This is a genomic window from Erwinia tracheiphila (assembly GCF_021365465.1).
Classification (GTDB): domain Bacteria; phylum Pseudomonadota; class Gammaproteobacteria; order Enterobacterales; family Enterobacteriaceae; genus Erwinia; species Erwinia tracheiphila.
This window is the reverse complement of record NZ_CP089932.1, coordinates 558,193-582,471: the sequence shown is the minus strand read 5'-3', so window position 1 is coordinate 582,471 and position 24,279 is coordinate 558,193. Positions and strand designations below refer to the sequence as shown.

The window sequence follows — 24,279 nt, the reverse complement described above, 5'->3', positions numbered from 1 at the left end:
AGAGCGGTCGTGACGCAGACTTGCTGATCACGTATGCTTTGCGCTTTGGATGTAACATATGGCTAAAGTTGATGTCGTCTGCCCTCAGTGCAATGAAACTCATGCTGTACGATGTAACGGACATTCAGCATCCGGTGCCCAACGTTACATCTGCAAGCATTGTTCAAAGACCTTTCAGCTCAACTTTAGCTACTCCGGTGCCAAACCAGACACACACCAGACCATTGTTAATATGGCCATGAATGGTTCCGGATGTCGCGATACCGCACGGGTTCTCGGTATCAGCCTCAATACGGTTCTGCGGCACTTAAAAAAATTTCGCCAAAGCAGGTAGCTGAGAATATCGACCCCGAAACGGAGGTTGTTATCTGCTGTGAAGCCGGTGAACAATGGTCTTACGTGCGGTGTAAAAGCAATCCCCGGTGGTTGTTCTATGCTTATGACCGTATCCGCAAACGTGCTCTGGCCCACGTCTTCGGCCCGAGAAATGCCCCGACCCTGCGACGATTGCTGGCCCTGTTAAGCAAATTTAACATTGCCTTTTATATGACAGATGCCTGGCCGGTTTATAAAGTTCTGTTAAGTGCAACAAGCCACGTGGTGAGCAAGAAATATACCCAACGGACAGAACGGCATAATCTTAATCTTCGCACACATATCAAACGACTGACCCGCAGAACAATTTGCTTTTCGAAGTCAGAGGAAATGCACAATAAGATCATCGGTTGGTATCTTACTCTTCATCATTATCAATAAATCTGCGTCACGACCAAGAGAGCCATGTAATCTTTCTTAAACGGTTTTATTGCAAACAATCTCTATCCTTTTGAGTTTATCTGACAGAATACTTTTGATTACTGATTGGGAAACAAACACACTAAAAAGAGTGGAGGTCAATCCGCGGATGTAATACGCGTACCATTTTCTAAAGTCTCCAGTATAGAACAACAGACACTGGTGTGCGCCGTGCCGCAACAGGCATCATTAAGGCTTTGCAATGATCGTTGCATATGCTGTAGTTCACTAATCATCCTTTCAACCTCAAGCAGACGAGCCTTAACAATAGCTTTTGACTCCATACAGGTATGCTGATCAGGATCAAGCCGAATAGATAATAATTCCCGGATAGCTTCAAGACTAAAGCCAAGCTGCCTACCATAGCGAATGAATTTTAGCCGCTTAAGATCGCTATCATTATAAAGGCGGAATCCCCCCTGACTACGGAATTCATGCGCCATCATTTGCTGCTTTTCGTAATAGCGAATCGTATCTGGAGTGACATCTGCAAGTTTCGCTAGCTGACCAATCTTATACATTAATCATCTCCGCTCAAATGCTGATATAGCAGAGGGGCATATCTGCCTTGTAGAAAGTCTTTGCTCTGTCTGGCTTGCTGTAGCCTGATATTGAGTAAAGAATATCCAGCATCTTGTTCATCCTGAGAAGCAATATGAGCCATCAGCTCGTGCAAAGCAAAAGCTTCACGTCGTAAATCAAGTTCAGGCGGAAGAAAACCAGCATTTTTCATGAAGCGACAGACAACGCGCAATGCTTCAGGAACAAGGCTATCGTCATTAAGTTTGAGCCGCTTTCCGCTGCCGGGCAGATTATCAAATTCACCATTTTCCTGTGCTTCAGAAATGTGTTTTTCTACCAATTGGCCAACCTGCCACACAGTAAACCTCACTGGTGCGAGGAAAAGAGAGCATGAAGAGGAAAAGAAAGGGAATTAACAAGATAAAAAAACCGGGCAAGCCCGGTTTTTTTAGTACAAACTAATTATTCTGCTGCAACTTCAGTTTGAGCTTCTGGACGATCAACCAGCTCGATGTATGCCATCGACGCATTGTCACCAGCACGGAAACCACACTTAAGAATACGAGTGTAACCACCGGCACGGCTCGCGAAACGCGGACCGAGCTCATTAAACAGTTTTGCCACGATCTCGTTATCACGAGTGCGGGCGAATGCCAGACGACGATTAGCTACGTTGTCGGTCCTGGCAAGAGTAATTAGCGGCTCAACTACACGACGCAGCTCTTTTGCTTTCGGCAGGGTCGTCTTGATGATTTCATGGCGAACCAGAGAGCAAGCCATGTTACGGAACATAGCCTGACGATGGCTGCTATTACGGTTCAGTTGACGACCACTCTTGCGATGGCGCATGACCTTATCCTTCTCAGTGAAACCTTAACCTGTGATCGGGTTATTCATCAGCGATACTAGCGGGTGGCCAGTTCTCCAGGCGCATGCCCAGAGACAGACCTCGAGAAGCCAGCACGTCTTTAATCTCGGTGAGAGACTTTTTACCAAGGTTGGGCGTTTTGAGTAACTCAACTTCGGTACGCTGTACCAGATCACCGATGTAGTGGATAGCTTCTGCCTTAAGGCAGTTAGCAGAGCGGACAGTCAATTCCAGATCGTCAACAGGGCGCAGCAGGATCGGATCGAATTCTGGTTTCTCTTCTTTTACTTCCGGCTGACGTACATCACGTAAGTCTACGAAAGCTTCCAGTTGTTCTGCCAGGATGGTAGCCGCACGACGAATCGCCTCTTCAGGATCGATAGTGCCGTTAGTTTCCATTTCGATGACCAGCTTATCCAGGTCAGTACGCTGTTCTACACGTGCTGCTTCTACATTGTAGGCAATACGCTCTACAGGGCTGTAGCAGGCATCCACCAACAGACGACCGATCGGGCGTTCATCTTCTTCCGAATGAATTCGGGCAGAAGCCGGCACGTAACCGCGACCACGCTGAACCTTGATACGCATGCTGATAGCTGCGTTTTCATCGGTCAGATGACAGATCACGTGCTGCGGTTTGACGATTTCGACATCACCATCATGAATGATGTCGGCTGCAGTCACAGGGCCAATGCCAGATTTATTCAGAGTAAGAATAACTTCATCTTTTCCCTGAACTCTTACCGCAAGCCCTTTCAGGTTGAGAAGGATTTCCAGAATATCTTCATGGACACCCTCTTTACTGCTGTACTCATGCAGTACACCATCAATTTCAACCTCGGTCACCGCGCAACCCGGCATTGATGAAAGCAGAATACGGCGCAGCGCGTTACCAAGAGTATGGCCAAAGCCACGCTCTAAAGGCTCAAGGGTCACCTTAGCGTGCGTCGAACTCACTTGCTCGATATCTACCAGGCGCGGTTTTAGAAACTCTGTCACAGAACCCTGCATTGTGTCCTCTCTTTGGTACTAAGCCTTACTTGGAGTAAAGCTCGACGATCAGGTGTTCGTTAATGTCAGCAGACAGATCGGTACGCTCAGGAATACGTTTGAACACACCTTCCATCTTAGTAGCATCAACTTCCAGCCAGATTGGCTTTTCACGCTGTTCAGCCAGCTCCAGAGCGGCTTTCACGCGAGACTGCTTTTTGGCTTTCTCACGGATGCTAACAACATCATTCGGAGTTACCTGATAAGAAGCGATGTTAACAACGCGTCCGTTTACCATAATAGATTTATGGCTTACCAGCTGACGTGCTTCTGCACGAGTGGCACCAAAACCCATACGATAAACAACGTTATCCAGACGACCTTCCAGCAGAACAAGCAGGTTTTCACCGGTGTTGCCTTTCAGACGTGCCGCTTCTTTATAATAATTACGGAACTGACGCTCCAGTACACCATAGATACGGCGGACTTTTTGCTTTTCACGTAACTGTACGCCATAGTCAGACAGACGCGGTTTACGCGCACCGTGCTGGCCAGGTGCTTGTTCAATTTTACACTTGGTATCGATCGCGCGAACGCCAGACTTAAGGAATAAGTCGGTGCCCTCACGACGGCTAAGCTTGAGCTTAGGACCCAAATATCTTGCCATTTTCTTTCTCCAACAAACCTAGAAGCGAAGCGTTATACGCGACGTTTTTTCGGCGGGCGACAACCGTTGTGAGGGATTGGAGTCACATCAGTAATATTCGTGATGCGGAAACCAGCAGCATTCAGAGCGCGAATCGTTGATTCGCGGCCTGGACCTGGACCCTTGACCATAACTTCCAGGTTCTTAATACCGTATTCTTTCACGGCATCTGCGCAACGTTCTGCAGCAACCTGTGCAGCAAACGGCGTAGATTTACGAGAACCACGGAAGCCGGAACCACCGGCTGTTGCCCAACCCAACGCATTACCCTGACGATCGGTAATGGTAACGATGGTGTTGTTAAAAGATGCATGGACATGAGCCACGCCATCAGAGACTTGCTTTTTTACACGCTTACGTGCACGAACTGGTGCCTTTGCCATTATTCAATCACCCCGATTATTTCTTGATCGGTTTACGCGGACCCTTACGGGTGCGTGCGTTGGTCTTGGTACGCTGACCGCGTACTGGAAGACCACGACGATGACGTAAACCACGATAGCAACCAAGGTCCATCAGACGCTTGATACTCAGGGTGACTTCACGACGCAGATCGCCTTCAACAACAAACTTTGCAACTGCGTCACGCAGAATATCGATTTGTTCTTCAGACAGTTCACTGATCTTAACATTTTCGGCAATGCCCGTATCAGCACAGATGGCTTTAGAGCGGGTCTTGCCGATACCGAAAATAGCAGTTAATGCAATGACGGTATGTTTATGATCAGGAATGTTAATGCCTGCTATACGGGCCACTATGCACTCCTATTTAATTACTTATGCGTCCCATACCGAAAAGCCCGTTTTCAGGATACTCAAATGGGTACGCACAGACATACAAAAAATTGGCTGGCCAATCTAGCCAGCTCAACCCAACTTTGCAAGAAAAATATTAGCCCTGACGCTGTTTATGCTTAGGCTCGGCGCTGCAAATCACACGGACGACACCATCACGGCGGACGATTTTGCAGTTACGACATAATTTCTTGACGGAAGCACGAACTTTCATTTTTACTCTCCGTAACTTCTCAAGCGCCTGATTAACGGCCGTAGCCTTTCAGGTTTGCTTTCTTCAATGCAGACTCATACTGACTGGACATCATCAGAGTTTGCACTTGAGCCATAAAGTCCATGATGACAACGACTACGATTAGCAGTGAAGTGCCGCCAAAGTAGAATGGAACTTTCATCGCATCACGCATGAACTCCGGGATCAGGCAGATAAAGGTAATGTACAGCGCACCAACTAATGTCAGGCGGGTCATCACTTTATCGATATACTTCGCCGTCTGTTCTCCCGGACGAATACCTGGTACAAATGCACCAGACTTCTTCAGGTTATCTGCTGTTTCACGCGGGTTGAAAACCAACGCCGTATAGAAGAAACAGAAGAAGATGATTGCAGTCGCATAGAGTAACACATAAAGCGGCTGACCTGGCTGCAAATACATCGAAATAGTCGTCAACCAGTTCCAACCGGTACCACCTCCGAACCAGGACGCGATGGTCGCAGGAAACAGAATGATACTGGAAGCAAATATTGCAGGGATAACCCCGGCCATGTTCACTTTTAATGGTAAATGTGTGCTCTGTGCAGCATAGACACGACGGCCTTGCTGACGTTTCGCATAGTTCACCACAATGCGGCGTTGACCACGCTCAACGAAAACAACGAAGAAGGTCACTGCAAATACGAGAACTGCAACCAAAAGTAACAGGAGGAAGTGCAGGTCGCCTTGCCGCGCTTGCTCGATGGTATGGCCAATGGCCGACGGCAGACCCGCAACAATACCAGCGAAGATAATGATTGAGATACCGTTACCGATACCTCGTTCAGTAATCTGTTCACCCAGCCACATCAGGAACATGGTTCCGGTGACCAGGCTGACAACAGCGGTAAAGTAGAAGGCAAAGCCTGGATTTAACACCAAGCCCTGCATACCAGGCATATTCGGTAAACCGGTAGCAATACCGATAGACTGAAAAATACCCAATACCAGAGTACCGTAACGGGTGTACTGGCTAATCTTTCGACGGCCAGCCTCCCCTTCTTTCTTTATTTCTGCTAAGGTTGGGTGAACCACCGTCAGCAGCTGGATAATTATGGATGCCGAAATATACGGCATAATACCCAGGGCAAAGATAGAAGCACGGCTCAGTGCACCACCAGAGAACATGTTAAACATTTCAATGATGGTGCCACGCTGTTGCTCGAGCAGTTTGGCAAGTACAGTGGCATCAATACCAGGGATTGGAATAAAAGAACCAATGCGGAAAACAATCAGCGCACCAATAACAAACAAAAGTCTGCGTTTCAGTTCACCAAATCCACCTCTGGCACTTTGAAAGTCTAATCCCGGTTGTTTAGCCATCTGCTACTTATTCCTCAATTTTACCGCCAGCAGCTTCGATTGCAGCACGAGCACCTTTAGTAACACGCAGGCCACGAACCGTTACCGGTACAGAGACTTCGCCAGACAGAATAACTTTAGCGAATTCAATCTGAATACCGATAATGTTGGCTGCTTTCAGCGTGTTCAGGTCGACGATACCGTCTTCAACTTTCGCCAAGTCAGACAGACGCACTTCTGCGGTGACTGCTGCTTTGCGAGAGGTGAAACCGAATTTCGGCAGACGACGGTACAGAGGCATCTGACCACCTTCGAAACCGCGACGTACGCCACCGCCAGAACGAGAGTTCTGACCTTTGTGACCACGACCACCGGTTTTACCAAGGCCAGAACCAATACCACGACCCAGACGTTTAGTTGCGTGCTTAGACCCTTCGGCCGGAGACAGAGTATTTAAACGCATCTGTTACTCCTCCACTTTAACCATGTAGGAAATCGCGTTAACCATACCGCGTACAGCTGGCGTGTCTTCACGCTCTACGGTGTGGTTAATACGACGCAGACCCAGGCCAAGCAGCGTTGCTTTGTGTTTCGGCAAACGTCCGATCGAGCTGCGGGTTTGTGTAATCTTAATAGTCTTAGCCATGGTCATTACCCCAGAATGTCTTCAACGGATTTGCCACGCTTGGCAGCGACCATTTCTGGGGAATTCATGTTGGCCAAGCCATCCAGCGTTGCACGAACCACGTTAATCGGGTTAGTGGAACCGTAGGCTTTAGCCAGAACGTTATGAACCCCAGCGACTTCCAGTACGGCGCGCATTGCACCGCCGGCAATGATACCGGTACCTTGAGAAGCCGGCATCATGAACACACGAGAACCTGTGTGCACACCTTTAACAGGGTGCTGCAGGGTGCCGTCGTTCAGCGCGACGTTAATCATATTGCGACGGGCTTTTTCCATCGCTTTCTGGATCGCTGCTGGAACTTCACGCGCTTTACCGTAACCAAAACCGATACGACCGTTACCGTCACCTACCACTGTCAGAGCAGTGAAGGAGAAAATACGACCACCTTTAACGGTTTTCGATACGCGATTTACCGCGATCAGCTTTTCCTGCAGTTCGCCAGCTTGTTTTTCGATGTGTGCCATCTTACACCTCTACCTTAGAACTGTAGGCCAGCTTCACGGGCAGCATCTGCCAGTGCCTGGACACGACCATGATATTGGAAACCAGAGCGGTCGAAAGAAACACCAGTGATGCCTTTTTCGATTGCGCGCTCAGCGACTGCTTTACCCACAGCTGCGGCGGCGTCTTTGTTTCCGGTGTACTTCAGTTGCTCACTGATTGCTTTTTCTACTGTAGAAGCAGCAACCAGAACTTCACAACCGTTAGGAGCAATTACCTGTGCATAAATATGACGCGGGGTACGATGTACCACCAAGCGAGTTGCACCCAGCTCTTTGAGCTTGCGGCGTGCGCGGGTCGCACGACGGATACGAGCAGATTTCTTATCCATAGTGTTACCTTACTTCTTCTTAGCCTCTTTGGTACGCACGACTTCGTCGGCGTAACGAACACCCTTGCCTTTATAAGGCTCAGGACGACGGTAGGCGCGCAGATCGGCTGCTACCTGACCAATCAGCTGCTTATCAGCGCCTTTAAGCACGATTTCAGTCTGAGTCGGACATTCAGCAGTGATTCCCGCTGGCAGCACGTGGTCAACCGGGTGAGAAAAGCCCAGGGCCAGACTCACGGAGTTGCCTTTAACGGCTGCACGATAACCTACACCAACCAGCTGCAGCTTCTTAGTGAAGCCTTCGGTAACACCGATAACCATACCGTTCAACAGTGCACGAGAAGTACCCGCCTGTGCCCAACCATCCACAAAACCTTCGCGAGGAGCGAAAGTGAGGACCTTGTCAGCATGCTTAACTTCAACAGCATTGTTGAGGGTACGAGTCAGCTCGCCGTTTTTACCTTTAATCGTAATAACCTGACCGTTGAGTTTTACCTCTACGCCGGCAGGAATGACGACAGGTGCTTTAGCAACACGAGACATTCTTTCCTCCGTTAAGCTACGTAGCAGATAATTTCGCCACCAAGACCAGCCTGGCGCGCTGCACGATCAGTCATAACACCTTTAGAGGTAGAAATAACAGCGATACCCAGTCCAGCCATAACTTTTGGCAGTTCGTCTTTGCGTTTATAGATACGCAGACCTGGACGGCTGACACGCTGAATGCTTTCTACCACTGCCTTGCCCTGGAAATACTTAAGAGTTAGTTCCAGTTCTGGCTTGGTGTCGCCTTCAATTTTAAACTCTTCAATATAGCCTTCTTCCTTCAGCACGTTGGCAATTGCCACTTTCAGCTTGGAGGAAGGCATGGTGACCGCAACTTTGTTCGCGGCCTGACCGTTACGGATACGGGTCAGCATATCCGCGATCGGATCTTGCATGCTCATCTGTCTTTACTCCCGTGATTCAATTGGAAATTACCAGCTAGCCTTTTTCAAGCCTGGTACTTCACCGCGCATAGCGGCTTCACGCAGTTTGATACGGCTCAACCCGAATTTACCCACATAACCATGTGGACGGCCAGTTTGGCGGCAGCGGTTACGCTGACGAGACGGGCTGGAATCACGCGGCAGAGTTTGCAGCTTGAGAACCGCATTCCAACGATCTTCGTCGGATGAGTTCACACTTGAAATGATAGCTTTCAGTTCCTCGCGTTTAGCGCGGTATTTTTCAGCCAGTTTTACGCGAACGACTTCGCGTGCTTTCATAGATTGCTTTGCCATAAGTCAACTCTGCCTTACTTGCGGAACGGGAAGTTAAAAGCAGCCAACAGTGCGCGTCCTTCACCATCAGATTTCGCAGTAGTGGTAATGGTGATATCCAAACCACGCACGCGGTCGACTTTGTCATAGTCGATCTCTGGGAAGATGATCTGCTCACGAACGCCCATGCTGTAGTTTCCACGGCCATCGAATGACTTAGCGGACAGGCCACGGAAGTCACGGATACGAGGTACAGCAATAGAGATCAGACGCTCAAAGAACTCCCACATGCGTTCACCACGCAGAGTCACTTTACAGCCGATCGGATAGCCCTGACGGATTTTGAAGCCTGCAACTGATTTGCGTGCTTTGGTGATCAACGGCTTTTGACCGGAGATGGCTGCTAAATCAGCTGCTGCGTTATCCAGCAGTTTCTTATCGGCAATCGCTTCACCAACACCCATGTTCAGGGTAATCTTCTCGACCCGAGGGACTTGCATGACAGAATTGTAGTTAAACTCAGTTATGAGTTTTTTAACTACTTCGTCTTTGTAGTAATCATGCAGTTTCGCCATCGTACTACTCCAAATTACTTAATAGTTTCGCTGTTAGACTTGAAAAAACGGACTTTTTTGCCGTCTTCGAATCTAAAGCCTACACGGTCAGCCTTGCCAGTGGCAGTGTTGTAAAGCGCAACGTTGGAAACCTGAATAGCAGCTTCTTTTTCAACGATGCCACCTGGTTGGTTCAGAGCCGGAACCGGCTTCTGATGTTTTTTAACCAAGTTGATACCTTCAACAATGACTTTGCCAGAAGACAGAACATTTTTAACTTTACCGCGCTTACCTTTATCTTTACCGGTCAGCACGATAACTTCGTCATCGCGACGGATTTTAGCTGCCATTTTTCGCTCCTTAGAGTACTTCTGGGGCCAGAGAGATAATTTTCATGAACTTCTCATTACGAAGTTCACGAGTTACCGGCCCAAAAATACGCGTTCCTATAGGCTGCTCGCTGTTATTATTTAAAATAACGCATGCATTGCCATCGAAGCGAATGACAGAACCGTCCGGGCGACGAACACCCTTCCTGGTGCGCACCACTACCGCTTTCAGCACATCACCTTTTTTGACCTTACCGCGAGGAATCGCTTCCTTGATGGTAATTTTGATGATGTCACCTACACCTGCGTAGCGACGGTGCGAGCCACCCAGAACCTTGATACACATTACGCGACGTGCACCGGAGTTGTCGGCAACGTTCAGCATAGTCTGTTCTTGGATCATTTTAGTGCTCCGCTAATGTCAACCACTACTGAAACCCCAAAATAGGGTCGTTAAAAAAGCCCCATATCGGGGGCACGGCATTATAACACCGCAAATCAGATATGGGTAGAAAAAATAAACGGCTCATCACTGAGCCGTTTATCCGTATCGAGAATGCGTACTCTATCTACAGAAGCGCTTTCTCTACAACGCGAACCAGCGTCCAGGACTTAGTCTTGGACAGCGGGCGGCATTCGCGGATTTCAACCACATCACCGATACCGCATTCGTTGTTCTCGTCATGTACGTGCAGTTTGGTCGTACGCTTGATGAATTTGCCGTATACCGGGTGTTTCACCATACGTTCGATAGCAACAACAATGGATTTCTCCATTTTGTCGCTAACCACGCGACCTTGCAGAGTACGGATTTTATCGGTCATTACACACCCGCCTTCTCAGTCAGTAAAGTCTTAACGCGTGCAACATCACGACGCACTTGCTTCAGCAGATGAGTCTGTTGCAGCTGGCCACTTGCAGCCTGCATGTGCAGGTTAAACTGCTCACGCAGCAGGTTCAGCAGCTCAACATTCAGCTCTTCAACGCTTTTTTCACGCAGCTCTTTTGCTTTCATTACATCACCGTCTTAGTTACAAAGGTGGTTTTGATCGGCAGTTTCGCTGCTGCCAGGCCGAATGCTTCACGGGCCAGCTCTTCCGGTACGCCGTCCATTTCATAAAGGACTTTACCCGGCTGAATCAAGGCAACCCAGTACTCCACGTTACCTTTACCTTTACCCATACGCACTTCCAGCGGCTTCTCGGTGATCGGTTTGTCCGGGAATACACGGATCCAGATCTTACCTTGACGCTTAACTGCACGGGTCATAGCACGACGTGCTGCTTCGATCTGACGTGCAGTCAGACGACCACGGCCAACAGCTTTCAGACCGAAAGTGCCGAAGCTAACATCCGTACCCTGCGCCAGACCACGGTTGCGGCCTTTGTGCACTTTACGGAATTTTGTACGCTTTGGTTGTAACATCAGCGACGCTCCTTATTTACGGCCTTTACGCTGCTGCTTTTTAGGTTGAGCAGCCGGTTCCGGTTGTTCAACAGCAGCCATACCACCCAGGATCTCACCTTTGAAGATCCATACCTTCACGCCGATTACACCGTAAGTGGTGCGCGCTTCAGAGGTGTTGTAGTCAATGTCAGCACGCAGAGTGTGCAATGGCACGCGACCTTCACGATACCATTCGGTACGTGCGATTTCCGCACCACCCAGACGGCCGCTAACTTCAACTTTAATACCCTTCGCGCCAAGACGCATGGCGTTCTGAACTGCACGCTTCATCGCACGACGGAACATCACACGACGCTCCAGCTGTGAAGTAATGCTGTCAGCTACCAGTTTCGCGTCCAGTTCCGGTTTACGGACTTCGGCGATATTGATCTGCGCAGGAACGCCAGCGATATCCGCGACGACCTTGCGCAGTTTTTCTACGTCTTCGCCTTTCTTACCGATAACGATACCAGGACGAGCGGTGTGGATAGTCACACGAATACTCTTAGCCGGGCGCTCGATAACGATACGAGATACAGACGCTTTAGCCAGTTCCTTAGTCAGGTACTGACGAACTTTAAAATCGCTGTCCAGGTTGTCAGCGAATTCTTTGGTATTGGCGAACCAGGTAGAGTTCCAGGGTTTAACAATACCCAGGCGAATACCATTAGGATGTACTTTCTGACCCATTGCTAGTCTCCGGAGTCTCAGCGATCGGACACAACCACAGTGATGTGGCTGGTGCGCTTCAGGATGCGATCTGCACGACCTTTTGCACGCGGCATAATGCGCTTCATGCTAGGGCCTTCATCTACGAAAATTTTCGCGACTTTCAGATCGTCGATGTCAGCGCCATCGTTGTGTTCAGCGTTAGCAATGGCAGATTCCAGAACCTTCTTGACCAGTACAGCCGCTTTCTTATTGGTGTAGGTCAGGATATCCAGAGCCTGCGACACTTTTTTACCGCGTACAAGATCTGCTACCAGGCGAACCTTCTGGGCAGAAGAACGAGCATGGCGATGTTTAGCGATAGTTTCCATCTCTTCCTCCTGTTAGCGTTTCTTGGCTTTCTTATCAGCAGTGTGACCGCGATAAGTACGAGTCGGTGCAAATTCACCCAGTTTGTGACCGACCATTTCGTCGGAAACAAAGACAGGAACGTGCTGACGACCATTATGGACAGCGATGGTCAAACCGATCATGTTAGGGAAGATCGTTGAACGACGGGACCAAGTGCGCAAAGGCTTCTTGTCTCCGCTTTCCACCGCTTTCTCTACCTTCTTCAGCAAGTGCAGGTCAATAAAAGGACCTTTCTTGAGAGAACGTGGCATGGCTTATCCTCTAAAATTATTTGCTACGGCGACGTACGATAAATTTATCAGTACGCTTGTTGCTACGGGTCTTCTTACCTTTGGTCTGAACGCCCCACGGAGTGACCGGGTGCTTACCAAAGTTACGACCTTCACCACCACCGTGTGGGTGATCGACAGGGTTCATCGCAGTACCGCGAACGGTAGGACGAACACCACGCCAGCGTGCAGCACCTGCTTTACCCAGAACACGAAGCATATGTTCAGCGTTACCGACTTCGCCCAGCGTTGCACGACAGTCAGATTCGACTTTGCGCATTTCACCAGAACGCAGACGCAGGGTAACGTAGGATCCTTCACGTGCAACAATCTGCACATAAGTACCGGCAGAACGGGCAATCTGACCGCCTTTACCTGGTTTCATTTCTACGTTATGCACGGTGGAACCCACAGGAATGTTACGCATCGGCAGGGTATTGCCTGCTTTAATCGCAGCATCAACGCCAGACTGAATCTGGTCACCTGCTTTCAGGCCTTTTGGAGCCAGGATGTAGCGGCGTTCACCGTCTTTATACAGAACCAGTGCGATGTTCGCAGAGCGGTTCGGATCGTATTCAAGACGTTCAACGGTAGCCGGGACACCATCTTTGTTGCGTTTGAAATCAACAATACGATAGGCCTGCTTATGACCACCACCGATATGACGGGTAGTGATGCGACCATTGTTGTTACGGCCACCGGATTTGCTGTTTTTCTCAACCAGTGGGGCAAAAGGTTTGCCCTTGTGCAGCTCAGGGTTGACCACTTTAACAACGTGGCGACGACCCGGAGATGTCGGTTTACATTTAACAACTGCCATTGTTCTTCTCCTCCGACTTACTCAGCGCCGCCAACGAAGTCCAGATTCTGGCCTTCTTTCAGGGTGACGTAAGCTTTTTTCCAGTCGTTACGACGACCAATACGCTGACCGGAACGTTTAACTTTCCCTTTAACAACCAGGGTGTTAACGTCCTTTACTTCCACTTCGAAAAGCTTCTGTACAGCGGCTTTGATTTCTGCTTTGGTCGCGTCTTTAGCAACTTTGAGAACGATGGTATTAGTTTTTTCCATCGCAGCAGACGCTTTTTCAGATACGTGCGGCGCGCGCAGTACTTTTAGCAGACGTTCTTCACGGATCATGCCAGCATCTCCTCAACTTGCTTAACTGCGTCAGCAGTCATAACGACTTTGTCGAAGGCGATCAGGCTAACTGGGTCGATACTCGCTGCATCACGAACGTCAACCTTATACAGGTTGCGTGCGGCCAGGAACAGATTCTCTTCCAGTTCGCCAGTGATGATCAGCACGTCTTCCAGCGCCATACCTTTCAGCTTCTCTACCAGCAACTTAGTTTTTGGTGCTTCCAGAGAGAACTGCTCAACAACGATCAGACGATCCTGACGTACCAGTTCGGACAGAATGCTTTTCAGCGCGCCGCGGTACATCTTTTTGTTTACTTTCTGACTGTGGTCCTGTGGCTTTGCAGCAAAGGTCACGCCACCGGAACGCCAGATCGGGCTCTTAACAGAACCTGAACGCGCACGGCCAGTACCTTTCTGGCGCCATGGCTTTTTGCCAGAACCAGTTACTTCAGCACGGGTCTTCTGAGCACGAGTACCCTGACGGGCACCTGCTGCATAAGCAACAATAACCTGATGCACCAGCGCTTCGTTGAAATCACGACCGAAGGTAGTTTCGGAAACAGTCAGCGCGCTTTGCGCGTCTTTCAATACTAATTCCATTGCTATCCCCTTACGCCTTCACAGCTGGTTTAACGATCAGGTCGCCACCGGTAGCACCGGGAACAGCACCTTTAACCAGCAGCAGGTTGCGTTCAGCGTCAACACGTACTACGTCCAGGCTCTGAACGGTTACGCGCTCATTACCCAGCTGACCTGCCATTTTTTTGCCTTTAAACACTTTGCCCGGAGTCTGGTTCTGACCAATTGAACCTGGAACACGATGAGACAAAGAGTTACCGTGGGTAGCATCCTGGGTGCGGAAGTTCCAGCGCTTAACAGTACCGGCAAAACCTTTACCTTTAGAGGTACCAGTAACGTCAACTTTTTTCACATCAGTGAAAATATCAACGTTAATGCTCTGACCTACGGTGAATTCCTCGCCTTCAGCGGTGCGGAATTCCCACAGGCCGCGACCAGCTTCAACGCCAGCTTTAGCAAAATGACCTGCTTCAGGTTTGGTAACACGGTTCGTTTTTTTAGATCCGGCTGTTACCTGAATAGCAGTGTAACCATCGTTTTCCAGGCTCTTAACCTGAGTCACGCGGTTTGCTTCAATTTCAATCACGGTTACTGGGATAGAAACGCCGTCTTCAGTGAAGATACGCGTCATGCCCACTTTTTTACCGACTAAACCAATCATTGTTTCAACCTCTCAATCGCTCAATGACCTGATTAACCCAGGCTGATCTGCACGTCTACACCGGCAGCCAGATCCAGACGCATCAGAGCATCAACCGTTTTTTCAGTTGGCTCAACGATGTCAACCAGACGCTTGTGAGTGCGAATTTCATACTGATCGCGCGCATCTTTGTTGACATGCGGGGAGATCAGAACGGTAAAGCGCTCTTTGCGGGTCGGCAGCGGGATGGGACCACGAACCTGCGCACCAGTGCGCTTGGCAGTCTCAACGATTTCCGCAGTTGATTGATCAATCAGACGATGATCAAACGCTTTAAGACGGATACGGATTCTTTGGTTCTGCATGAGACCAGAGCTCCAATTATTTATAAACGAAAAAAAATTACTACTCACACCCATTACGATTGATGGGGGAGTGTAATCGTCTGCACATAACTCCCCAATTGGGAGTATTGTCAGGTGGGCTTATTGCCCGCCTGCGGTTCATATCGAACCGGGCCGTCATTTCTGACAAGCCAAAGCATTGTACGTACATTAACTATAATTGCAATGGCTTTGTGCCTGGAGGCGAACGCAAGCTAACGCCCCACACGTTGCAGAGCAGTAAGCTATTAAAATTCCTCTTTCTTATAAAAATCTATCCTTTTAGAGTAGTTAATTATAATACAGTTATAATATTTTGCTTTATAAGCAAAGCGCTCCTTTTCGTAGAGCGTGACAGCAGCCATACAGCTGTTTTCTGTATAAATATCCCATCCCTCTTTTGCCTTTTTTTCCCGTTCGGTCATCCTCTGCTGGTCTCGTTGATCTTCTTTTAGTGACGCTATTGCCTGCAAATAAACCTTAAATTGGCTTTCATACTCTTTTTTCTTGCTGTCCGCCAGATCCATCAGGCAGGACATTACTTCAACTGAATGTTTTATTCCCATACAGGGTGCCAATACTGCCGCTGTATAAGGATCCAGACCACTGTCAGCACTTGCCAGCCAGGCTGGGAACAAAAGATAAAGCGCTATCCTTCTCATTTCATATACTCCTGTAACCAGGCAATCCGCCTGCGCACGGGTTCATGCTCACGTAACTCAGAGGTCTGTTTTATCAGCTTAATAACGTCTTCTTTTTTATTTTTCCCAAAGAGGGGAACCATGCTTATTGCCAGAGTCCCCTGATATTTCATATCAATCAGTACTTCTCTTAATGCCGGGTGCAACTTTTCCCAAGCGACCGAATCATGTTTTTTATATCTGTTATAAAACCTGATTGAGTCTTTTACATAGGTCGAATAAGTGATTTCAAACAGCCTTACCTGCTGCGCTTCTGAGATTTCCTCTATAGAATCTTTATTTTCTTTGACAAAATCACTTGCTGCACAAAAGCTTTTTCTTGCGCTTTCTGCAATCTTCTTTGCCTTAGCCAGAGGTATTCCAGCAAGGGTAAGGTGGTGTATTACTTCTTCCGCTCCCCTGTGCTTCATGTCGTAACCACGGCCTATAGTGACGCCTGATCCCCATGTATTGCATCTGGAAGCTATTCCTGGCCAGTGTATTTTTCGGGAATAGTAAGGGCTGTCAGGTCTGTTATTGCCTTCCGCTCTGAAAGTGAGTAGTCCTTCTCCTGGTTCCATTTTCTTTCCTCCATGAAAAACTGTTTAAAAATCCCTTATTCGTGGTGATCGTAGCACATCGTTTAAATTGTCATCATGATATTCTTTATCGGAACCGTCAGCTATCCTGTGCACATATCCTGACATTTTTGCCGCGAAAAAAAGAGCGCCGCGGCGCTCTTTTTTACTCTTTGCTCGATGGGGCAATTACGCTATTACTTTGGCAACAACGCCCGCGCCAACAGTACGGCCGCCTTCACGGATGGCGAAACGCAGACCGTCGTCCATCGCGATTGGGTGGATCAGGGTCACAACCATTTTGATGTTATCACCAGGCATCACCATCTCAACGCCTTCTGGCAGTTCGATGGTTCCGGTCACGTCAGTAGTACGGAAGTAAAACTGAGGACGGTAGCCTTTGAAGAACGGGGTGTGACGGCCGCCTTCGTCTTTGGACAGAATGTAAACTTCTGACTCGAATTTGGTGTGTGGCTTGATGGTGCCTGGCTTGGCCAGAACCTGACCACGCTGGATATCTTCACGCTTGATACCGCGCAGCAGGATACCACAGTTCTCACCTGCACGGCCTTCGTCCAGCAGTTTGCGGAACATTTCAACGCCGGTACAGGTTGATTTCACGGTATCTTTGATACCCACGATCTCAACTTCTTCGCCCACTTTCACGATACCGCGCTCGACACGACCGGTCACAACGGTACCACGGCCGGAGATGGAGAACACGTCTTCGATTGGCAGCAGGAATGGCTTGTCAATCGCACGCTCTGGTTCCGGGATGTAGTTGTCCAGGTGGCCAGCCAGCTCGATGATTTTTGCTTCCCACTCAGCGTCGCCTTCCAGCGCTTTCAGCGCAGAACCGTGAACGATTGGCGTGTCGTCGCCAGGGAATTCGTACTGTGACAGCAGGTCACGCACTTCCATCTCAACCAGTTCCAGCAGCTCTTCATCATCAACCATGTCGCACTTGTTAAGGAACACGATGATGTAAGGAACGCCTACCTGACGACCCAGCAGGATGTGCTCACGGGTCTGTGGCATTGGGCCGTCAGTCGCAGCAACAACCAGGATTGCGCCGTCCATCTGAGCAGCACCGGTGATCATGTTTTTCACATAGTCGGCGTGGCCAGGGCAGTCAACGTGCGCATAGTGACGGCTTGGGGTGTCATATTCAACGTGAGAGGTGTTGATGGTGATACCACGTGCTTTTTCTTCTGGTGCGTTGTCGATCTGGTCGAACGCACGCGCAGAACCGCCGTAGGTTTTAGCCAGAACGGTGGTGATAGCAGCAGTCAGAGTAGTTTTACCGTGGTCAACGTGGCCGATAGTACCAACGTTGACGTGCGGTTTGGAACGTTCAAATTTTTCTTTAGCCACGGCGAGATTCCTTAGTTTCTGTACTCTCCCCTGTGGACAGGAGAGCACGGGATCAATGAGTTAAACCCGGTTATTTACCACGGGCTTCGATAACAGCCTGAGCAACGTTGTTAGGCGCATCATCGTACTTCAGAAATTCCATGGAGTAAGATGCACGGCCTTTAGTGATAGAACGCAGCTGGGTTGCATATCCAAACATTTCAGACAGCGGAACTTCTGCGTGAATCACATTACCCGTCACGTTTGATTCCTGACCGCGTAATGTACCACGACGACGGCTCAGGTCACCGATGACGTCACCCGTGTTCTCTTCAGGCGTTTCAACTTCAACCTTCATAATCGGCTCAAGCAGAACCGGTTTTGCTTGCTTAAAGCCCTGTTTAAAGGCAATAGATGCTGCCAGTTTAAACGCCAGTTCAGAGGAGTCGACGTCATGGTATGAACCAAAGTGCAGACGGATACCCATATCAACAACCGGATAACCTGCCAGCGGACCTGATTTCAGCTGTTCCTGGATACCTTTGTCAACCGCAGGGATGTATTCACCAGGAATAACACCGCCTTTGATGTCATTGACGAATTCGTAGCCTTTCGGGTTAGAGCCCGGCTCCAGTGGATACATGTCGATAACAACATGTCCATACTGACCACGACCACCAGACTGCTTGGCGTGTTTACCTTCTATATCGGTCACTTTCGCGCGAATTGCTTCGCGATAAGCAACCTGAGGTTTACCCACGTTCGCTTCAACGTTGAATTCGCGCTTCATACGGTCAACGATGATGTCGAGGTGCAGTTCACCCATACCGGCGATGATGGTCTGGTTAGACTCCTCATCAGTCCAAACGCGGAATGACGGGTCTTCTTTAGCCAGGCGGCCCAGAGCCAGGCCCATTTTTTCCTGGTCAGCTTTGGTTTTTGGTTCTACCGCGATAGAGATTACCGGCTCAGGGAATTCCATGCGCTCCAGAATGATTGGAGAGTCTGGATCGCACAGCGTGTCACCCGTGGTAACATCTTTCAAACCAATAGCAGCAGCGATATCACCCGCACGAACTTCTTTGATCTCTTCACGTTTGTTAGCGTGCATCTGTACGATACGGCCAAAACGTTCACGTGCAGATTTTACCGAGTTCAGAACGGTATCACCGGAGTTAACCACGCCAGAATAAACGCGGAAGAACGTCAGATTACCTACAAACGGGTCAGTTGCGATTTTAAATGCCAGTGCAGAGAATGGCTCATCATCGGTCGCATGACGTTCAGCAGGCGTCTCTTTACCATCATCCAGGATACCATTGATCGCAGGAACATCAGTTGGTGCTGGCAGATATTCAACAACCGCATCCAGCATTGCCTGAACGCCTTTGTTTTTAAACGCAGAACCACAGGTAACCAGGATGATTTCGTTGTTCAGAACACGCTGGCGAAGAGCAGATTTAATCTCTTCTTCAGTCAGTTCTTCACCGCCCAGATATTTTTCCATCAGCTCTTCAGATGCTTCCGCTGCGGACTCAATCAGATTCTGGTGCCATTCTTCGGCCAGTTCCTGCATATCAGATGGAATCTCTTCGTATTCGAAGGTTACGCCCTGATCGGCGTCATTCCAGTTAATCGCTTTCATTTTCACCAGGTCGACAACACCAGTGAACTTTTCTTCTGCGCCAATTGCCAGCTGCAATGGAACAGGGTTAGCGCCCAGACGTGATTTAATCTGGCCAACCACTTTCAGGAAGTTCGCACCCATGCGGTCCATTTTGTTAACGAACGCAATACGTGGAACTTTATATTTGTTTGCCTGGCGCCATACGGTTTCAGACTGTGGCTGAACACCGCCAACGGCACAGTAAACCATGACTGCACCGTCAAGAACACGCATGGAACGCTCAACTTCAATGGTGAAGTCAACGTGTCCCGGGGTGTCGATGATGTTTACACGGTGCGGCTCGAACTGTTTAGCCATACCTGACCAAAAAGCGGTCGTTGCAGCGGAGGTAATGGTAATACCACGCTCCTGCTCCTGCGCCATCCAGTCCATGGTAGCTGCGCCGTCATGAACTTCACCGATTTTGTGATTTACACCAGTGTAGAACAGAATACGTTCAGTTGTTGTAGTCTTGCCGGCGTCGATGTGAGCACTGATACCGATATTACGATAGCGTGCAATGGGTGTTGTGCGAGCCATTTGATTCCTCTGATTCTCGGACGTTCAAAGTTAAAGCCCAGCGGGGTGAACTGAACGCCCGCTGGATTAATAACAACTACTGAGCTGTTACCAGCGGTAGTGAGCGAACGCCTTGTTGGCTTCAGCCATACGGTGAACGTCTTCACGTTTCTTCACTGCTGTACCTTTGTTGTCAGCAGCATCAGAAAGTTCGTTCGCCAGGCGTAAAGCCATTGATTTATCACCGCGTTTACGAGCAGCTTCAACAATCCAACGCATTGCCAGGGCATTACGACGGACCGGACGGACTTCAACTGGTACCTGATAAGTAGACCCACCCACACGGCGGGATTTCACTTCCACGGTTGGGCGGACATTGTCCAGGGCTACTTCAAATGCTTCCAGTTCGTTTTTACCAGAACGTTGAGCCAGGGTCTCAAGCGCAGTATAAACGATGGATTCAGCAGTAGATTTTTTACCATCTACCATCAGGATATTTACAAATTTAGCCAGCAGCTCTGATCCGAACTTAGGATCTGGCAGAATTTTACGCTGGCCAATAACGCGACGACGTGGCATGGAAATACTCCGTTGTTAATTCAGGATTGTCCAAAACTCTACGAGTTTATTATGACATTTAAGATAAAACGTTTGGCCTTACTTAACGGAGAACCATTAAGCCTTTGGCTTCTTCACGCCATACTTGGAGCGTGACTGCTTACGGTCTTTAACACCTGAGCAGTCCAGCGCGCCACGAACAGTGTGGTAACGCACACCTGGCAAGTCTTTAACACGACCGCCACGAATCAGGATCACGGAGTGCTCCTGCAGGTTGTGGCCTTCACCACCAATATAGGAGGTAACTTCAAAACCGTTGGTTAAACGAACACGGCATACTTTACGCAGCGCGGAGTTCGGTTTTTTAGGAGTAGTAGTATATACGCGCGTACATACACCACGTTTCTGCGGGCAGGCTTCCAGCGCAGGCACGTTGCTCTTTGCAACTTTGCGTGCGCGTGGTTTGCGAACCAGCTGATTAACTGTTGCCATTAAATAGCTCCTGGGATTTGCTTTTGCTTCGTAAACACGTGATAAATTGCCTCATGGTATAACGAGGACGCAGAATTTTAGGGCTGACCAGAAAAGGTGTCAAGAAATAACCAGTATATTGTCCCACTACCAGGTCATTTGCTGGGAATGTTTTACCGTCAGCGCAACGAAATCAGTATAGCTTACCTTTCCTGCACTGAGTGAAATTCGAGCAGAAAGTCCACGCGCCAGGATATCTTCATGTAATACGTACAGGCCGATATCTTTCTCCAGCAATTTTTTAAGTGCCTCACTCCCTTCCAGGGCCGCCAACACACCATCCTGTAGCAGCAGCACATCATCGCCCTTCGCCAGCACGCGGAGCAGCGCATCAAAGTCGCATTGAAAGGGTGAATGGATAAGAAGATGTAGCATGCTACCTCAGAAAGTAATAATACGGTCAAAACGCGCCAACAAGCTACGCAACTCTGTTGGCGAAACCACCTTTGCGGGTAATACTCGCGCGCCCTCAATTGGCAGACCGCGTTCCATAAGGGAGGCTGCGCAAATATACATTTCGTCAATGTCATACAAAGGAAGCAGTCCGAAAGCAGCAACATAATTGCGCGCCAACACCCTTGCAGGCTGCTGTTCAGTAAGAAGTTGCAGCACCCCATCGCTGACAAAAAATAGCGCAATATTTTCATTGAGTGCGCAGAGAGCCAATGCAGCATCTAATCCTTCCCGGCCAGCGCTGGTACCATGCGGAGACCGGGTAAATACGATAGCGATACGATTCATCAGAATTGCACCAGACGATCGCAGGTTAACGCCGCCTCGGCCAGAGCGCCCAATCCCGCAAGCTGGAACCCCTCCGCCAGATTAGCGCACGTCAGGCCAAGGTTTTTTGCTTCCTGCTCATTAGCAATGCCACGACGTAAGGCCGCTGAAACACAGATATTTAACGTGACATCCTGTTGCTGATTGAGCTGCTGCCAGCCATGAGTCAGATTGAATTCATCATTTGCTGGTGAAGTCAGTGCATTCGCATTCAGCACACCTTCACGATAAAAAAACACGCTTTCCAGCACGTGTCCTTGCTCCAGCAACGCCTGAGCAAACAATAAAGCGCTACTTGCCTGCTGCGTGCCATAAGCAGGGCCGGTGACCATCAGGATAAAACGCATTAGCGATCGTGTCCCTGACAATCTCCGCTTTTAAACTGGCGGATATAGAGGTAAACCGTGTGCTTGGAGATGTTAAGGCGTTCTGCCACCTGATTGATGGCATCCTTAATGTCAAAAATCCCTTTCTCATAGAGATTCAGCACAATCTGGCGGTTCTTGGCATTGTTAGAAACATTACGATCACCGCTCACTTCCTCAATGGTGAATTCCAGCGTCTGCATCACCAGATCCTCAACCGACGAAGCGAAGTTTACCGATGACGCGGCGTCCTGCGTTTCCGGTGGCATAAAAGTTGCCATAATCTGCGAGAACGGTACATCGAGATTCATGTTGATGCATAACAGGCCAATCACCCGCTGATGAGCGTTACGGATGGCAATGGTGACCGCCTTCATAAGCACGCCACTTTTGGCACGGGTGAAATATGCTCTGGATACATTACTGTCTGCCCCCCTCATTTCATGCAGCATGCGCAAGGCGAGATCGGTAATGGGGGAGCCTATTTTTCGGCCCGTATGCTCACCATTGGCAATACGAACGGCTGAACATTTTAAATCTTCCAGCGAATGTAGGACAATCTCACAGTGGGAGCCAATCAGCATAGCAAGGCCATCCACTACCGCCTCATATGAGCGCAGGATATCAAAGTCAGTTTGCTCGAAGGGACGCTGTTCCAGTAATTCCAGATCGGTCACATCACCGGTAAATATTGAACCAGACATTAAGACACCACCCTTGAAAAAAACCCGACGAAAGATGCCAGGCAAGACGTGTTCAGAAGAAAATGCGCGAAGGGTAGTCTAGCAAAGAACGTAAAGGCCTGTCCTCGACTTTGTCAGGAATTGCCGCAGGCAGCGATGATGAGTGGGGCGGGGAGAAACAACAATACTGCCACAGGAACCTGTGGCAGTAGGTCTTTTACTTAGCCTGAGCCGCAGCCGGGGCTTGGGCAGGTTTATCCGCATTCGCCTCCGCTTTAGCCACAGGTTTGATATCCTGCAGCTCAACATCGAACACTAACGTGGAGTTAGCCGGGATGCCAGGAACGCCGTTTTTACCGTAGGCAAGTTGTGGTGGAATAACCAGCTTAATTTTGCCGCCTTTCTTGACGTGTTTCAGGCCTTCAGTCCAGCCTGGGATGACGCCGTCAAGACGGAAAGAAAGGGGTTCACCACGGGTGAACGAGTTATCAAACTCGGTACCGTCAATCAGTGCACCTTTATAATTAACTACAACGGTATCGCTGTCAGTCGGTACCTTACCGGTTCCCTCTTTCTCAACCTGATAAAGCAGACCGGATTCCGTTTTCTTCACGCCTTTTTCTTTAGCAAATTTGGTTGCGAAAGCATCACCTTTTGCAGTGTTTTCTTTTGCATCTTTTTCCATTTTCGCCTGAGCTGCGCTCTTCACGCGGCTTTCAAAGGACTGTAAAGTCTGCTCAATTTCCTGATCAGACAGTTTGTTTTTTCCAGCAAATGCGTCCTGAACACCGGATATCAGCTGCTGTTTGTCCAGCGTGATACCCAGTTTCTCCTGCTCCTTCAGGGAGTTTTCCATATAACGACCCAGCGAGGCACCCAGCGCGTAGGCGGACTGCTGATCGTCTGTTTTAAAAGCAGCATTTTTAGGTACAGGTTGTGGTGACTGTTCTGCTGGCACGGGAGCTGCTGGCGCAGTCTCGGCAGCAAATGCCAGGGAGGCGTTCAGTGCAACGGCCATGATGGTGGCTGACAGTGTAACTTTAAACATTGATTTCATCCATTTCTCCAAAACCGAAGCCTCTCACCTCGGAAATCATTACAGACGGCGCTGTACTATAGCGATAAAACTG

At 49.1% G+C, this 24,279-nt stretch carries 42 protein-coding genes; 1 reads left to right on the top strand and 41 read right to left on the bottom strand.

The features are described 5' to 3' along the window. The first annotated feature begins 58 nt into the window (after nucleotides 1-58). Nucleotides 59-756, top strand: a protein-coding gene (locus LU633_RS02995) for an IS1 family transposase (protein WP_233481987.1) whose coding sequence is annotated in 2 segments (ribosomal slippage) — nucleotides 59-320 and nucleotides 320-756 — 699 coding nt in all. Because the reading frame shifts where the segments join, the coding sequence is not laid out codon by codon here. Nucleotides 757-893: 137 nt separating this feature from the next. On the opposite strand, the gene zntR is transcribed toward LU633_RS02995, so the two are convergent. From zntR to fkpA, 41 genes are all read right to left on the bottom strand, one after another. Continuing rightward, the gene (gene zntR, locus LU633_RS02990) at nucleotides 894-1,316 is read right to left on the bottom strand and encodes a Zn(2+)-responsive transcriptional regulator (protein WP_020322752.1); all 423 of its coding nucleotides are present in this window, start codon (nucleotides 1,314-1,316) and stop codon (nucleotides 894-896) included. Then, the gene (locus LU633_RS02985) at nucleotides 1,316-1,675 is read right to left on the bottom strand and encodes a DnaJ family domain-containing protein (RefSeq protein WP_020322754.1); all 360 of its coding nucleotides are present in this window, start codon (nucleotides 1,673-1,675) and stop codon (nucleotides 1,316-1,318) included. The genes zntR and LU633_RS02985 overlap by 1 nt, the downstream gene beginning before the upstream one ends. Nucleotides 1,676-1,779: 104 nt before the next feature. Continuing rightward, on the bottom strand, nucleotides 1,780-2,166 hold the full coding sequence (gene rplQ / locus LU633_RS02980; RefSeq protein ID WP_020322755.1) for a 50S ribosomal protein L17: 387 nt from the start codon (nucleotides 2,164-2,166) through the stop codon (nucleotides 1,780-1,782). Between the two features lie 40 nt (nucleotides 2,167-2,206). After that, a complete protein-coding gene (locus tag LU633_RS02975; RefSeq protein WP_020322756.1) occupies nucleotides 2,207-3,196 on the bottom strand; it encodes a DNA-directed RNA polymerase subunit alpha in 990 nt (329 codons plus the stop codon). 25 nt (nucleotides 3,197-3,221) lie between these two features. Continuing rightward, nucleotides 3,222-3,842: a 30S ribosomal protein S4 gene (rpsD, locus tag LU633_RS02970; protein ID WP_020322757.1), complete on the bottom strand. Its 621-nt coding sequence runs from the start codon at nucleotides 3,840-3,842 to the stop codon at nucleotides 3,222-3,224. 32 nt (nucleotides 3,843-3,874) lie between these two features. Next, a complete protein-coding gene (gene rpsK / locus LU633_RS02965; RefSeq protein WP_020322758.1) occupies nucleotides 3,875-4,264 on the bottom strand; it encodes a 30S ribosomal protein S11 in 390 nt (129 codons plus the stop codon). A 16-nt stretch (nucleotides 4,265-4,280) separates the two neighbouring features. Next, nucleotides 4,281-4,637, bottom strand: coding sequence for a 30S ribosomal protein S13 (gene rpsM / locus LU633_RS02960; protein WP_020322759.1), 357 nt, complete (start codon nucleotides 4,635-4,637; stop codon nucleotides 4,281-4,283). Nucleotides 4,638-4,773: 136 nt separating this feature from the next. Then, complete coding sequence (rpmJ, locus tag LU633_RS02955) at nucleotides 4,774-4,890, bottom strand: 50S ribosomal protein L36 (RefSeq protein WP_020322760.1); 117 nt, start codon at nucleotides 4,888-4,890, stop codon at nucleotides 4,774-4,776. A gap of 31 nt (nucleotides 4,891-4,921) precedes the next feature. Further along, nucleotides 4,922-6,253, bottom strand: a complete 1,332-nt coding sequence (gene secY / locus LU633_RS02950; RefSeq protein ID WP_020322761.1) for a preprotein translocase subunit SecY — start codon at nucleotides 6,251-6,253, stop codon at nucleotides 4,922-4,924. 7 nt (nucleotides 6,254-6,260) lie between these two features. Continuing rightward, entirely contained in the window at nucleotides 6,261-6,695 is a 435-nt protein-coding gene (rplO, locus tag LU633_RS02945; RefSeq protein ID WP_020322762.1) for a 50S ribosomal protein L15, read from the bottom strand. 3 nt (nucleotides 6,696-6,698) lie between these two features. Further along, a complete protein-coding gene (gene rpmD / locus LU633_RS02940; RefSeq protein ID WP_004160569.1) occupies nucleotides 6,699-6,878 on the bottom strand; it encodes a 50S ribosomal protein L30 in 180 nt (59 codons plus the stop codon). Nucleotides 6,879-6,883: 5 nt separating this feature from the next. Next, entirely contained in the window at nucleotides 6,884-7,384 is a 501-nt protein-coding gene (gene rpsE / locus LU633_RS02935) for a 30S ribosomal protein S5 (RefSeq protein WP_020322763.1), read from the bottom strand. 14 nt (nucleotides 7,385-7,398) lie between these two features. After that, nucleotides 7,399-7,752 (bottom strand): 50S ribosomal protein L18, encoded by a 354-nt coding sequence (rplR, locus tag LU633_RS02930; RefSeq protein ID WP_020322764.1) that lies wholly within the window; start codon nucleotides 7,750-7,752, stop codon nucleotides 7,399-7,401. A 9-nt stretch (nucleotides 7,753-7,761) separates the two neighbouring features. Next, the gene (rplF, locus tag LU633_RS02925; protein ID WP_020322765.1) at nucleotides 7,762-8,295 is read right to left on the bottom strand and encodes a 50S ribosomal protein L6; all 534 of its coding nucleotides are present in this window, start codon (nucleotides 8,293-8,295) and stop codon (nucleotides 7,762-7,764) included. Between the two features lie 11 nt (nucleotides 8,296-8,306). Further along, nucleotides 8,307-8,699: a 30S ribosomal protein S8 gene (gene rpsH, locus LU633_RS02920; protein ID WP_020322766.1), complete on the bottom strand. Its 393-nt coding sequence runs from the start codon at nucleotides 8,697-8,699 to the stop codon at nucleotides 8,307-8,309. A gap of 30 nt (nucleotides 8,700-8,729) precedes the next feature. Beyond that, nucleotides 8,730-9,035, bottom strand: a complete 306-nt coding sequence (gene rpsN / locus LU633_RS02915) for a 30S ribosomal protein S14 (RefSeq protein WP_020322768.1) — start codon at nucleotides 9,033-9,035, stop codon at nucleotides 8,730-8,732. Between the two features lie 14 nt (nucleotides 9,036-9,049). After that, nucleotides 9,050-9,589, bottom strand: a complete 540-nt coding sequence (rplE, locus tag LU633_RS02910) for a 50S ribosomal protein L5 (protein WP_020322769.1) — start codon at nucleotides 9,587-9,589, stop codon at nucleotides 9,050-9,052. 14 nt (nucleotides 9,590-9,603) lie between these two features. After that, a complete protein-coding gene (gene rplX, locus LU633_RS02905) occupies nucleotides 9,604-9,918 on the bottom strand; it encodes a 50S ribosomal protein L24 (protein ID WP_020322770.1) in 315 nt (104 codons plus the stop codon). A 10-nt stretch (nucleotides 9,919-9,928) separates the two neighbouring features. Further along, the gene (gene rplN / locus LU633_RS02900; RefSeq protein WP_020322771.1) at nucleotides 9,929-10,300 is read right to left on the bottom strand and encodes a 50S ribosomal protein L14; all 372 of its coding nucleotides are present in this window, start codon (nucleotides 10,298-10,300) and stop codon (nucleotides 9,929-9,931) included. Nucleotides 10,301-10,466: 166 nt separating this feature from the next. Further along, the gene (gene rpsQ / locus LU633_RS02895; protein ID WP_020322772.1) at nucleotides 10,467-10,721 is read right to left on the bottom strand and encodes a 30S ribosomal protein S17; all 255 of its coding nucleotides are present in this window, start codon (nucleotides 10,719-10,721) and stop codon (nucleotides 10,467-10,469) included. Next, the gene (gene rpmC, locus LU633_RS02890; RefSeq protein ID WP_020322773.1) at nucleotides 10,721-10,912 is read right to left on the bottom strand and encodes a 50S ribosomal protein L29; all 192 of its coding nucleotides are present in this window, start codon (nucleotides 10,910-10,912) and stop codon (nucleotides 10,721-10,723) included. The genes rpsQ and rpmC overlap by 1 nt, the downstream gene beginning before the upstream one ends. Next, nucleotides 10,912-11,322 carry a 50S ribosomal protein L16 gene (gene rplP / locus LU633_RS02885; protein ID WP_002919759.1) on the bottom strand — a complete coding sequence of 137 codons (411 nt, stop codon included), beginning with the start codon at nucleotides 11,320-11,322 and terminating at the stop codon, nucleotides 10,912-10,914. Before rplP ends, rpmC begins: the two co-directional genes overlap by 1 nt. 12 nt (nucleotides 11,323-11,334) lie before the next feature. After that, entirely contained in the window at nucleotides 11,335-12,033 is a 699-nt protein-coding gene (gene rpsC, locus LU633_RS02880) for a 30S ribosomal protein S3 (RefSeq protein ID WP_020322775.1), read from the bottom strand. Between the two features lie 17 nt (nucleotides 12,034-12,050). After that, the gene (rplV, locus tag LU633_RS02875) at nucleotides 12,051-12,383 is read right to left on the bottom strand and encodes a 50S ribosomal protein L22 (RefSeq protein WP_020322777.1); all 333 of its coding nucleotides are present in this window, start codon (nucleotides 12,381-12,383) and stop codon (nucleotides 12,051-12,053) included. A 12-nt stretch (nucleotides 12,384-12,395) separates the two neighbouring features. Then, complete coding sequence (rpsS, locus tag LU633_RS02870; protein ID WP_013204132.1) at nucleotides 12,396-12,674, bottom strand: 30S ribosomal protein S19; 279 nt, start codon at nucleotides 12,672-12,674, stop codon at nucleotides 12,396-12,398. 16 nt (nucleotides 12,675-12,690) lie between these two features. Then, complete coding sequence (rplB, locus tag LU633_RS02865; RefSeq protein WP_020322778.1) at nucleotides 12,691-13,512, bottom strand: 50S ribosomal protein L2; 822 nt, start codon at nucleotides 13,510-13,512, stop codon at nucleotides 12,691-12,693. A gap of 17 nt (nucleotides 13,513-13,529) precedes the next feature. Beyond that, nucleotides 13,530-13,832: a 50S ribosomal protein L23 gene (gene rplW / locus LU633_RS02860; protein WP_020322779.1), complete on the bottom strand. Its 303-nt coding sequence runs from the start codon at nucleotides 13,830-13,832 to the stop codon at nucleotides 13,530-13,532. Next, nucleotides 13,829-14,434, bottom strand: coding sequence for a 50S ribosomal protein L4 (rplD, locus tag LU633_RS02855; RefSeq protein WP_020322781.1), 606 nt, complete (start codon nucleotides 14,432-14,434; stop codon nucleotides 13,829-13,831). The genes rplW and rplD overlap by 4 nt, the downstream gene beginning before the upstream one ends. 10 nt (nucleotides 14,435-14,444) lie before the next feature. Next, nucleotides 14,445-15,074 (bottom strand): 50S ribosomal protein L3, encoded by a 630-nt coding sequence (gene rplC, locus LU633_RS02850; RefSeq protein ID WP_020322782.1) that lies wholly within the window; start codon nucleotides 15,072-15,074, stop codon nucleotides 14,445-14,447. A gap of 32 nt (nucleotides 15,075-15,106) precedes the next feature. Then, nucleotides 15,107-15,418 carry a 30S ribosomal protein S10 gene (gene rpsJ, locus LU633_RS02845; protein ID WP_001181005.1) on the bottom strand — a complete coding sequence of 104 codons (312 nt, stop codon included), beginning with the start codon at nucleotides 15,416-15,418 and terminating at the stop codon, nucleotides 15,107-15,109. Nucleotides 15,419-15,684: 266 nt separating this feature from the next. Next, a complete protein-coding gene (locus LU633_RS02840; RefSeq protein WP_020322783.1) occupies nucleotides 15,685-16,098 on the bottom strand; it encodes a hypothetical protein in 414 nt (137 codons plus the stop codon). Further along, nucleotides 16,095-16,697 carry a lysozyme family protein gene (locus LU633_RS02835; RefSeq protein ID WP_020322784.1) on the bottom strand — a complete coding sequence of 201 codons (603 nt, stop codon included), beginning with the start codon at nucleotides 16,695-16,697 and terminating at the stop codon, nucleotides 16,095-16,097. Before LU633_RS02835 ends, LU633_RS02840 begins: the two co-directional genes overlap by 4 nt. Nucleotides 16,698-16,883: 186 nt before the next feature. Continuing rightward, nucleotides 16,884-18,068 (bottom strand): elongation factor Tu, encoded by a 1,185-nt coding sequence (tuf, locus tag LU633_RS02830; protein ID WP_020322785.1) that lies wholly within the window; start codon nucleotides 18,066-18,068, stop codon nucleotides 16,884-16,886. Between the two features lie 70 nt (nucleotides 18,069-18,138). Beyond that, nucleotides 18,139-20,253 carry an elongation factor G gene (fusA, locus tag LU633_RS02825; protein ID WP_020322786.1) on the bottom strand — a complete coding sequence of 705 codons (2,115 nt, stop codon included), beginning with the start codon at nucleotides 20,251-20,253 and terminating at the stop codon, nucleotides 18,139-18,141. A gap of 87 nt (nucleotides 20,254-20,340) precedes the next feature. Next, nucleotides 20,341-20,811, bottom strand: coding sequence for a 30S ribosomal protein S7 (rpsG, locus tag LU633_RS02820; RefSeq protein ID WP_017350059.1), 471 nt, complete (start codon nucleotides 20,809-20,811; stop codon nucleotides 20,341-20,343). Between the two features lie 96 nt (nucleotides 20,812-20,907). Continuing rightward, a complete protein-coding gene (rpsL, locus tag LU633_RS02815; protein ID WP_013204141.1) occupies nucleotides 20,908-21,282 on the bottom strand; it encodes a 30S ribosomal protein S12 in 375 nt (124 codons plus the stop codon). Between the two features lie 126 nt (nucleotides 21,283-21,408). Then, on the bottom strand, nucleotides 21,409-21,696 hold the full coding sequence (gene tusB, locus LU633_RS02810; protein WP_020322787.1) for a sulfurtransferase complex subunit TusB: 288 nt from the start codon (nucleotides 21,694-21,696) through the stop codon (nucleotides 21,409-21,411). Nucleotides 21,697-21,702: 6 nt separating this feature from the next. Next, entirely contained in the window at nucleotides 21,703-22,062 is a 360-nt protein-coding gene (tusC, locus tag LU633_RS02805; RefSeq protein WP_020322788.1) for a sulfurtransferase complex subunit TusC, read from the bottom strand. Beyond that, nucleotides 22,062-22,448 (bottom strand): sulfurtransferase complex subunit TusD, encoded by a 387-nt coding sequence (gene tusD / locus LU633_RS02800; protein WP_020322791.1) that lies wholly within the window; start codon nucleotides 22,446-22,448, stop codon nucleotides 22,062-22,064. Before tusD ends, tusC begins: the two co-directional genes overlap by 1 nt. Continuing rightward, nucleotides 22,448-23,170: a helix-turn-helix transcriptional regulator gene (locus LU633_RS02795; RefSeq protein ID WP_020322792.1), complete on the bottom strand. Its 723-nt coding sequence runs from the start codon at nucleotides 23,168-23,170 to the stop codon at nucleotides 22,448-22,450. Before LU633_RS02795 ends, tusD begins: the two co-directional genes overlap by 1 nt. Before the next feature lie 196 nt (nucleotides 23,171-23,366). Continuing rightward, entirely contained in the window at nucleotides 23,367-24,206 is an 840-nt protein-coding gene (gene fkpA, locus LU633_RS02790; protein WP_020322793.1) for an FKBP-type peptidyl-prolyl cis-trans isomerase, read from the bottom strand. Between the last annotated feature and the right edge of the window lie 73 nt (nucleotides 24,207-24,279).

What these genes read in the sequence shown, in the direction of transcription:
- LU633_RS02795 (WP_020322792.1), bottom strand. Translation starts at nt 23,170, where the DNA reads ATGTCTGGTTCAATATTTACCGGTGATGTGACCGATCTGGAATTACTG.
- rplC (WP_020322782.1), bottom strand. Translation starts at nt 15,074, where the DNA reads ATGATTGGTTTAGTCGGTAAAAAAGTGGGCATGACGCGTATCTTCACT.
- fusA (WP_020322786.1), bottom strand. Translation starts at nt 20,253, where the DNA reads ATGGCTCGCACAACACCCATTGCACGCTATCGTAATATCGGTATCAGT.
- rplO (WP_020322762.1), bottom strand. Translation starts at nt 6,695, where the DNA reads ATGCGTTTAAATACTCTGTCTCCGGCCGAAGGGTCTAAGCACGCAACT.
- rplP (WP_002919759.1), bottom strand. Translation starts at nt 11,322, where the DNA reads ATGTTACAACCAAAGCGTACAAAATTCCGTAAAGTGCACAAAGGCCGC.
- tusD (WP_020322791.1), bottom strand. Translation starts at nt 22,448, where the DNA reads ATGCGTTTTATCCTGATGGTCACCGGCCCTGCTTATGGCACGCAGCAG.
- rpmJ (WP_020322760.1), bottom strand. Translation starts at nt 4,890, where the DNA reads ATGAAAGTTCGTGCTTCCGTCAAGAAATTATGTCGTAACTGCAAAATC.
- rplN (WP_020322771.1), bottom strand. Translation starts at nt 10,300, where the DNA reads ATGATCCAAGAACAGACTATGCTGAACGTTGCCGACAACTCCGGTGCA.
- tusC (WP_020322788.1), bottom strand. Translation starts at nt 22,062, where the DNA reads ATGAATCGTATCGCTATCGTATTTACCCGGTCTCCGCATGGTACCAGC.
- rpsC (WP_020322775.1), bottom strand. Translation starts at nt 12,033, where the DNA reads ATGGGTCAGAAAGTACATCCTAATGGTATTCGCCTGGGTATTGTTAAA.
- rpsS (WP_013204132.1), bottom strand. Translation starts at nt 12,674, where the DNA reads ATGCCACGTTCTCTCAAGAAAGGTCCTTTTATTGACCTGCACTTGCTG.
- tusB (WP_020322787.1), bottom strand. Translation starts at nt 21,696, where the DNA reads ATGCTACATCTTCTTATCCATTCACCCTTTCAATGCGACTTTGATGCG.
- rpsE (WP_020322763.1), bottom strand. Translation starts at nt 7,384, where the DNA reads ATGGCACACATCGAAAAACAAGCTGGCGAACTGCAGGAAAAGCTGATC.
- rpsN (WP_020322768.1), bottom strand. Translation starts at nt 9,035, where the DNA reads ATGGCAAAGCAATCTATGAAAGCACGCGAAGTCGTTCGCGTAAAACTG.
- rplW (WP_020322779.1), bottom strand. Translation starts at nt 13,832, where the DNA reads ATGATCCGTGAAGAACGTCTGCTAAAAGTACTGCGCGCGCCGCACGTA.
- LU633_RS02975 (WP_020322756.1), bottom strand. Translation starts at nt 3,196, where the DNA reads ATGCAGGGTTCTGTGACAGAGTTTCTAAAACCGCGCCTGGTAGATATC.
- rplR (WP_020322764.1), bottom strand. Translation starts at nt 7,752, where the DNA reads ATGGATAAGAAATCTGCTCGTATCCGTCGTGCGACCCGCGCACGCCGC.
- rplF (WP_020322765.1), bottom strand. Translation starts at nt 8,295, where the DNA reads ATGTCTCGTGTTGCTAAAGCACCTGTCGTCATTCCTGCCGGCGTAGAG.
- rpmC (WP_020322773.1), bottom strand. Translation starts at nt 10,912, where the DNA reads ATGAAAGCAAAAGAGCTGCGTGAAAAAAGCGTTGAAGAGCTGAATGTT.
- rpsQ (WP_020322772.1), bottom strand. Translation starts at nt 10,721, where the DNA reads ATGACCGATAAAATCCGTACTCTGCAAGGTCGCGTGGTTAGCGACAAA.
- fkpA (WP_020322793.1), bottom strand. Translation starts at nt 24,206, where the DNA reads ATGAAATCAATGTTTAAAGTTACACTGTCAGCCACCATCATGGCCGTT.
- LU633_RS02840 (WP_020322783.1), bottom strand. Translation starts at nt 16,098, where the DNA reads ATGAGAAGGATAGCGCTTTATCTTTTGTTCCCAGCCTGGCTGGCAAGT.
- rplX (WP_020322770.1), bottom strand. Translation starts at nt 9,918, where the DNA reads ATGGCAGCTAAAATCCGTCGCGATGACGAAGTTATCGTGCTGACCGGT.
- rplD (WP_020322781.1), bottom strand. Translation starts at nt 14,434, where the DNA reads ATGGAATTAGTATTGAAAGACGCGCAAAGCGCGCTGACTGTTTCCGAA.
- rplQ (WP_020322755.1), bottom strand. Translation starts at nt 2,166, where the DNA reads ATGCGCCATCGCAAGAGTGGTCGTCAACTGAACCGTAATAGCAGCCAT.
- rpmD (WP_004160569.1), bottom strand. Translation starts at nt 6,878, where the DNA reads ATGGCTAAGACTATTAAGATTACACAAACCCGCAGCTCGATCGGACGT.
- rplB (WP_020322778.1), bottom strand. Translation starts at nt 13,512, where the DNA reads ATGGCAGTTGTTAAATGTAAACCGACATCTCCGGGTCGTCGCCACGTT.
- rplV (WP_020322777.1), bottom strand. Translation starts at nt 12,383, where the DNA reads ATGGAAACTATCGCTAAACATCGCCATGCTCGTTCTTCTGCCCAGAAG.
- rpsH (WP_020322766.1), bottom strand. Translation starts at nt 8,699, where the DNA reads ATGAGCATGCAAGATCCGATCGCGGATATGCTGACCCGTATCCGTAAC.
- LU633_RS02835 (WP_020322784.1), bottom strand. Translation starts at nt 16,697, where the DNA reads ATGGAACCAGGAGAAGGACTACTCACTTTCAGAGCGGAAGGCAATAAC.
- zntR (WP_020322752.1), bottom strand. Translation starts at nt 1,316, where the DNA reads ATGTATAAGATTGGTCAGCTAGCGAAACTTGCAGATGTCACTCCAGAT.
- rplE (WP_020322769.1), bottom strand. Translation starts at nt 9,589, where the DNA reads ATGGCGAAACTGCATGATTACTACAAAGACGAAGTAGTTAAAAAACTC.
- rpsL (WP_013204141.1), bottom strand. Translation starts at nt 21,282, where the DNA reads ATGGCAACAGTTAATCAGCTGGTTCGCAAACCACGCGCACGCAAAGTT.
- rpsK (WP_020322758.1), bottom strand. Translation starts at nt 4,264, where the DNA reads ATGGCAAAGGCACCAGTTCGTGCACGTAAGCGTGTAAAAAAGCAAGTC.
- secY (WP_020322761.1), bottom strand. Translation starts at nt 6,253, where the DNA reads ATGGCTAAACAACCGGGATTAGACTTTCAAAGTGCCAGAGGTGGATTT.
- rpsD (WP_020322757.1), bottom strand. Translation starts at nt 3,842, where the DNA reads ATGGCAAGATATTTGGGTCCTAAGCTCAAGCTTAGCCGTCGTGAGGGC.
- rpsG (WP_017350059.1), bottom strand. Translation starts at nt 20,811, where the DNA reads ATGCCACGTCGTCGCGTTATTGGCCAGCGTAAAATTCTGCCAGATCCT.
- rpsJ (WP_001181005.1), bottom strand. Translation starts at nt 15,418, where the DNA reads ATGCAGAACCAAAGAATCCGTATCCGTCTTAAAGCGTTTGATCATCGT.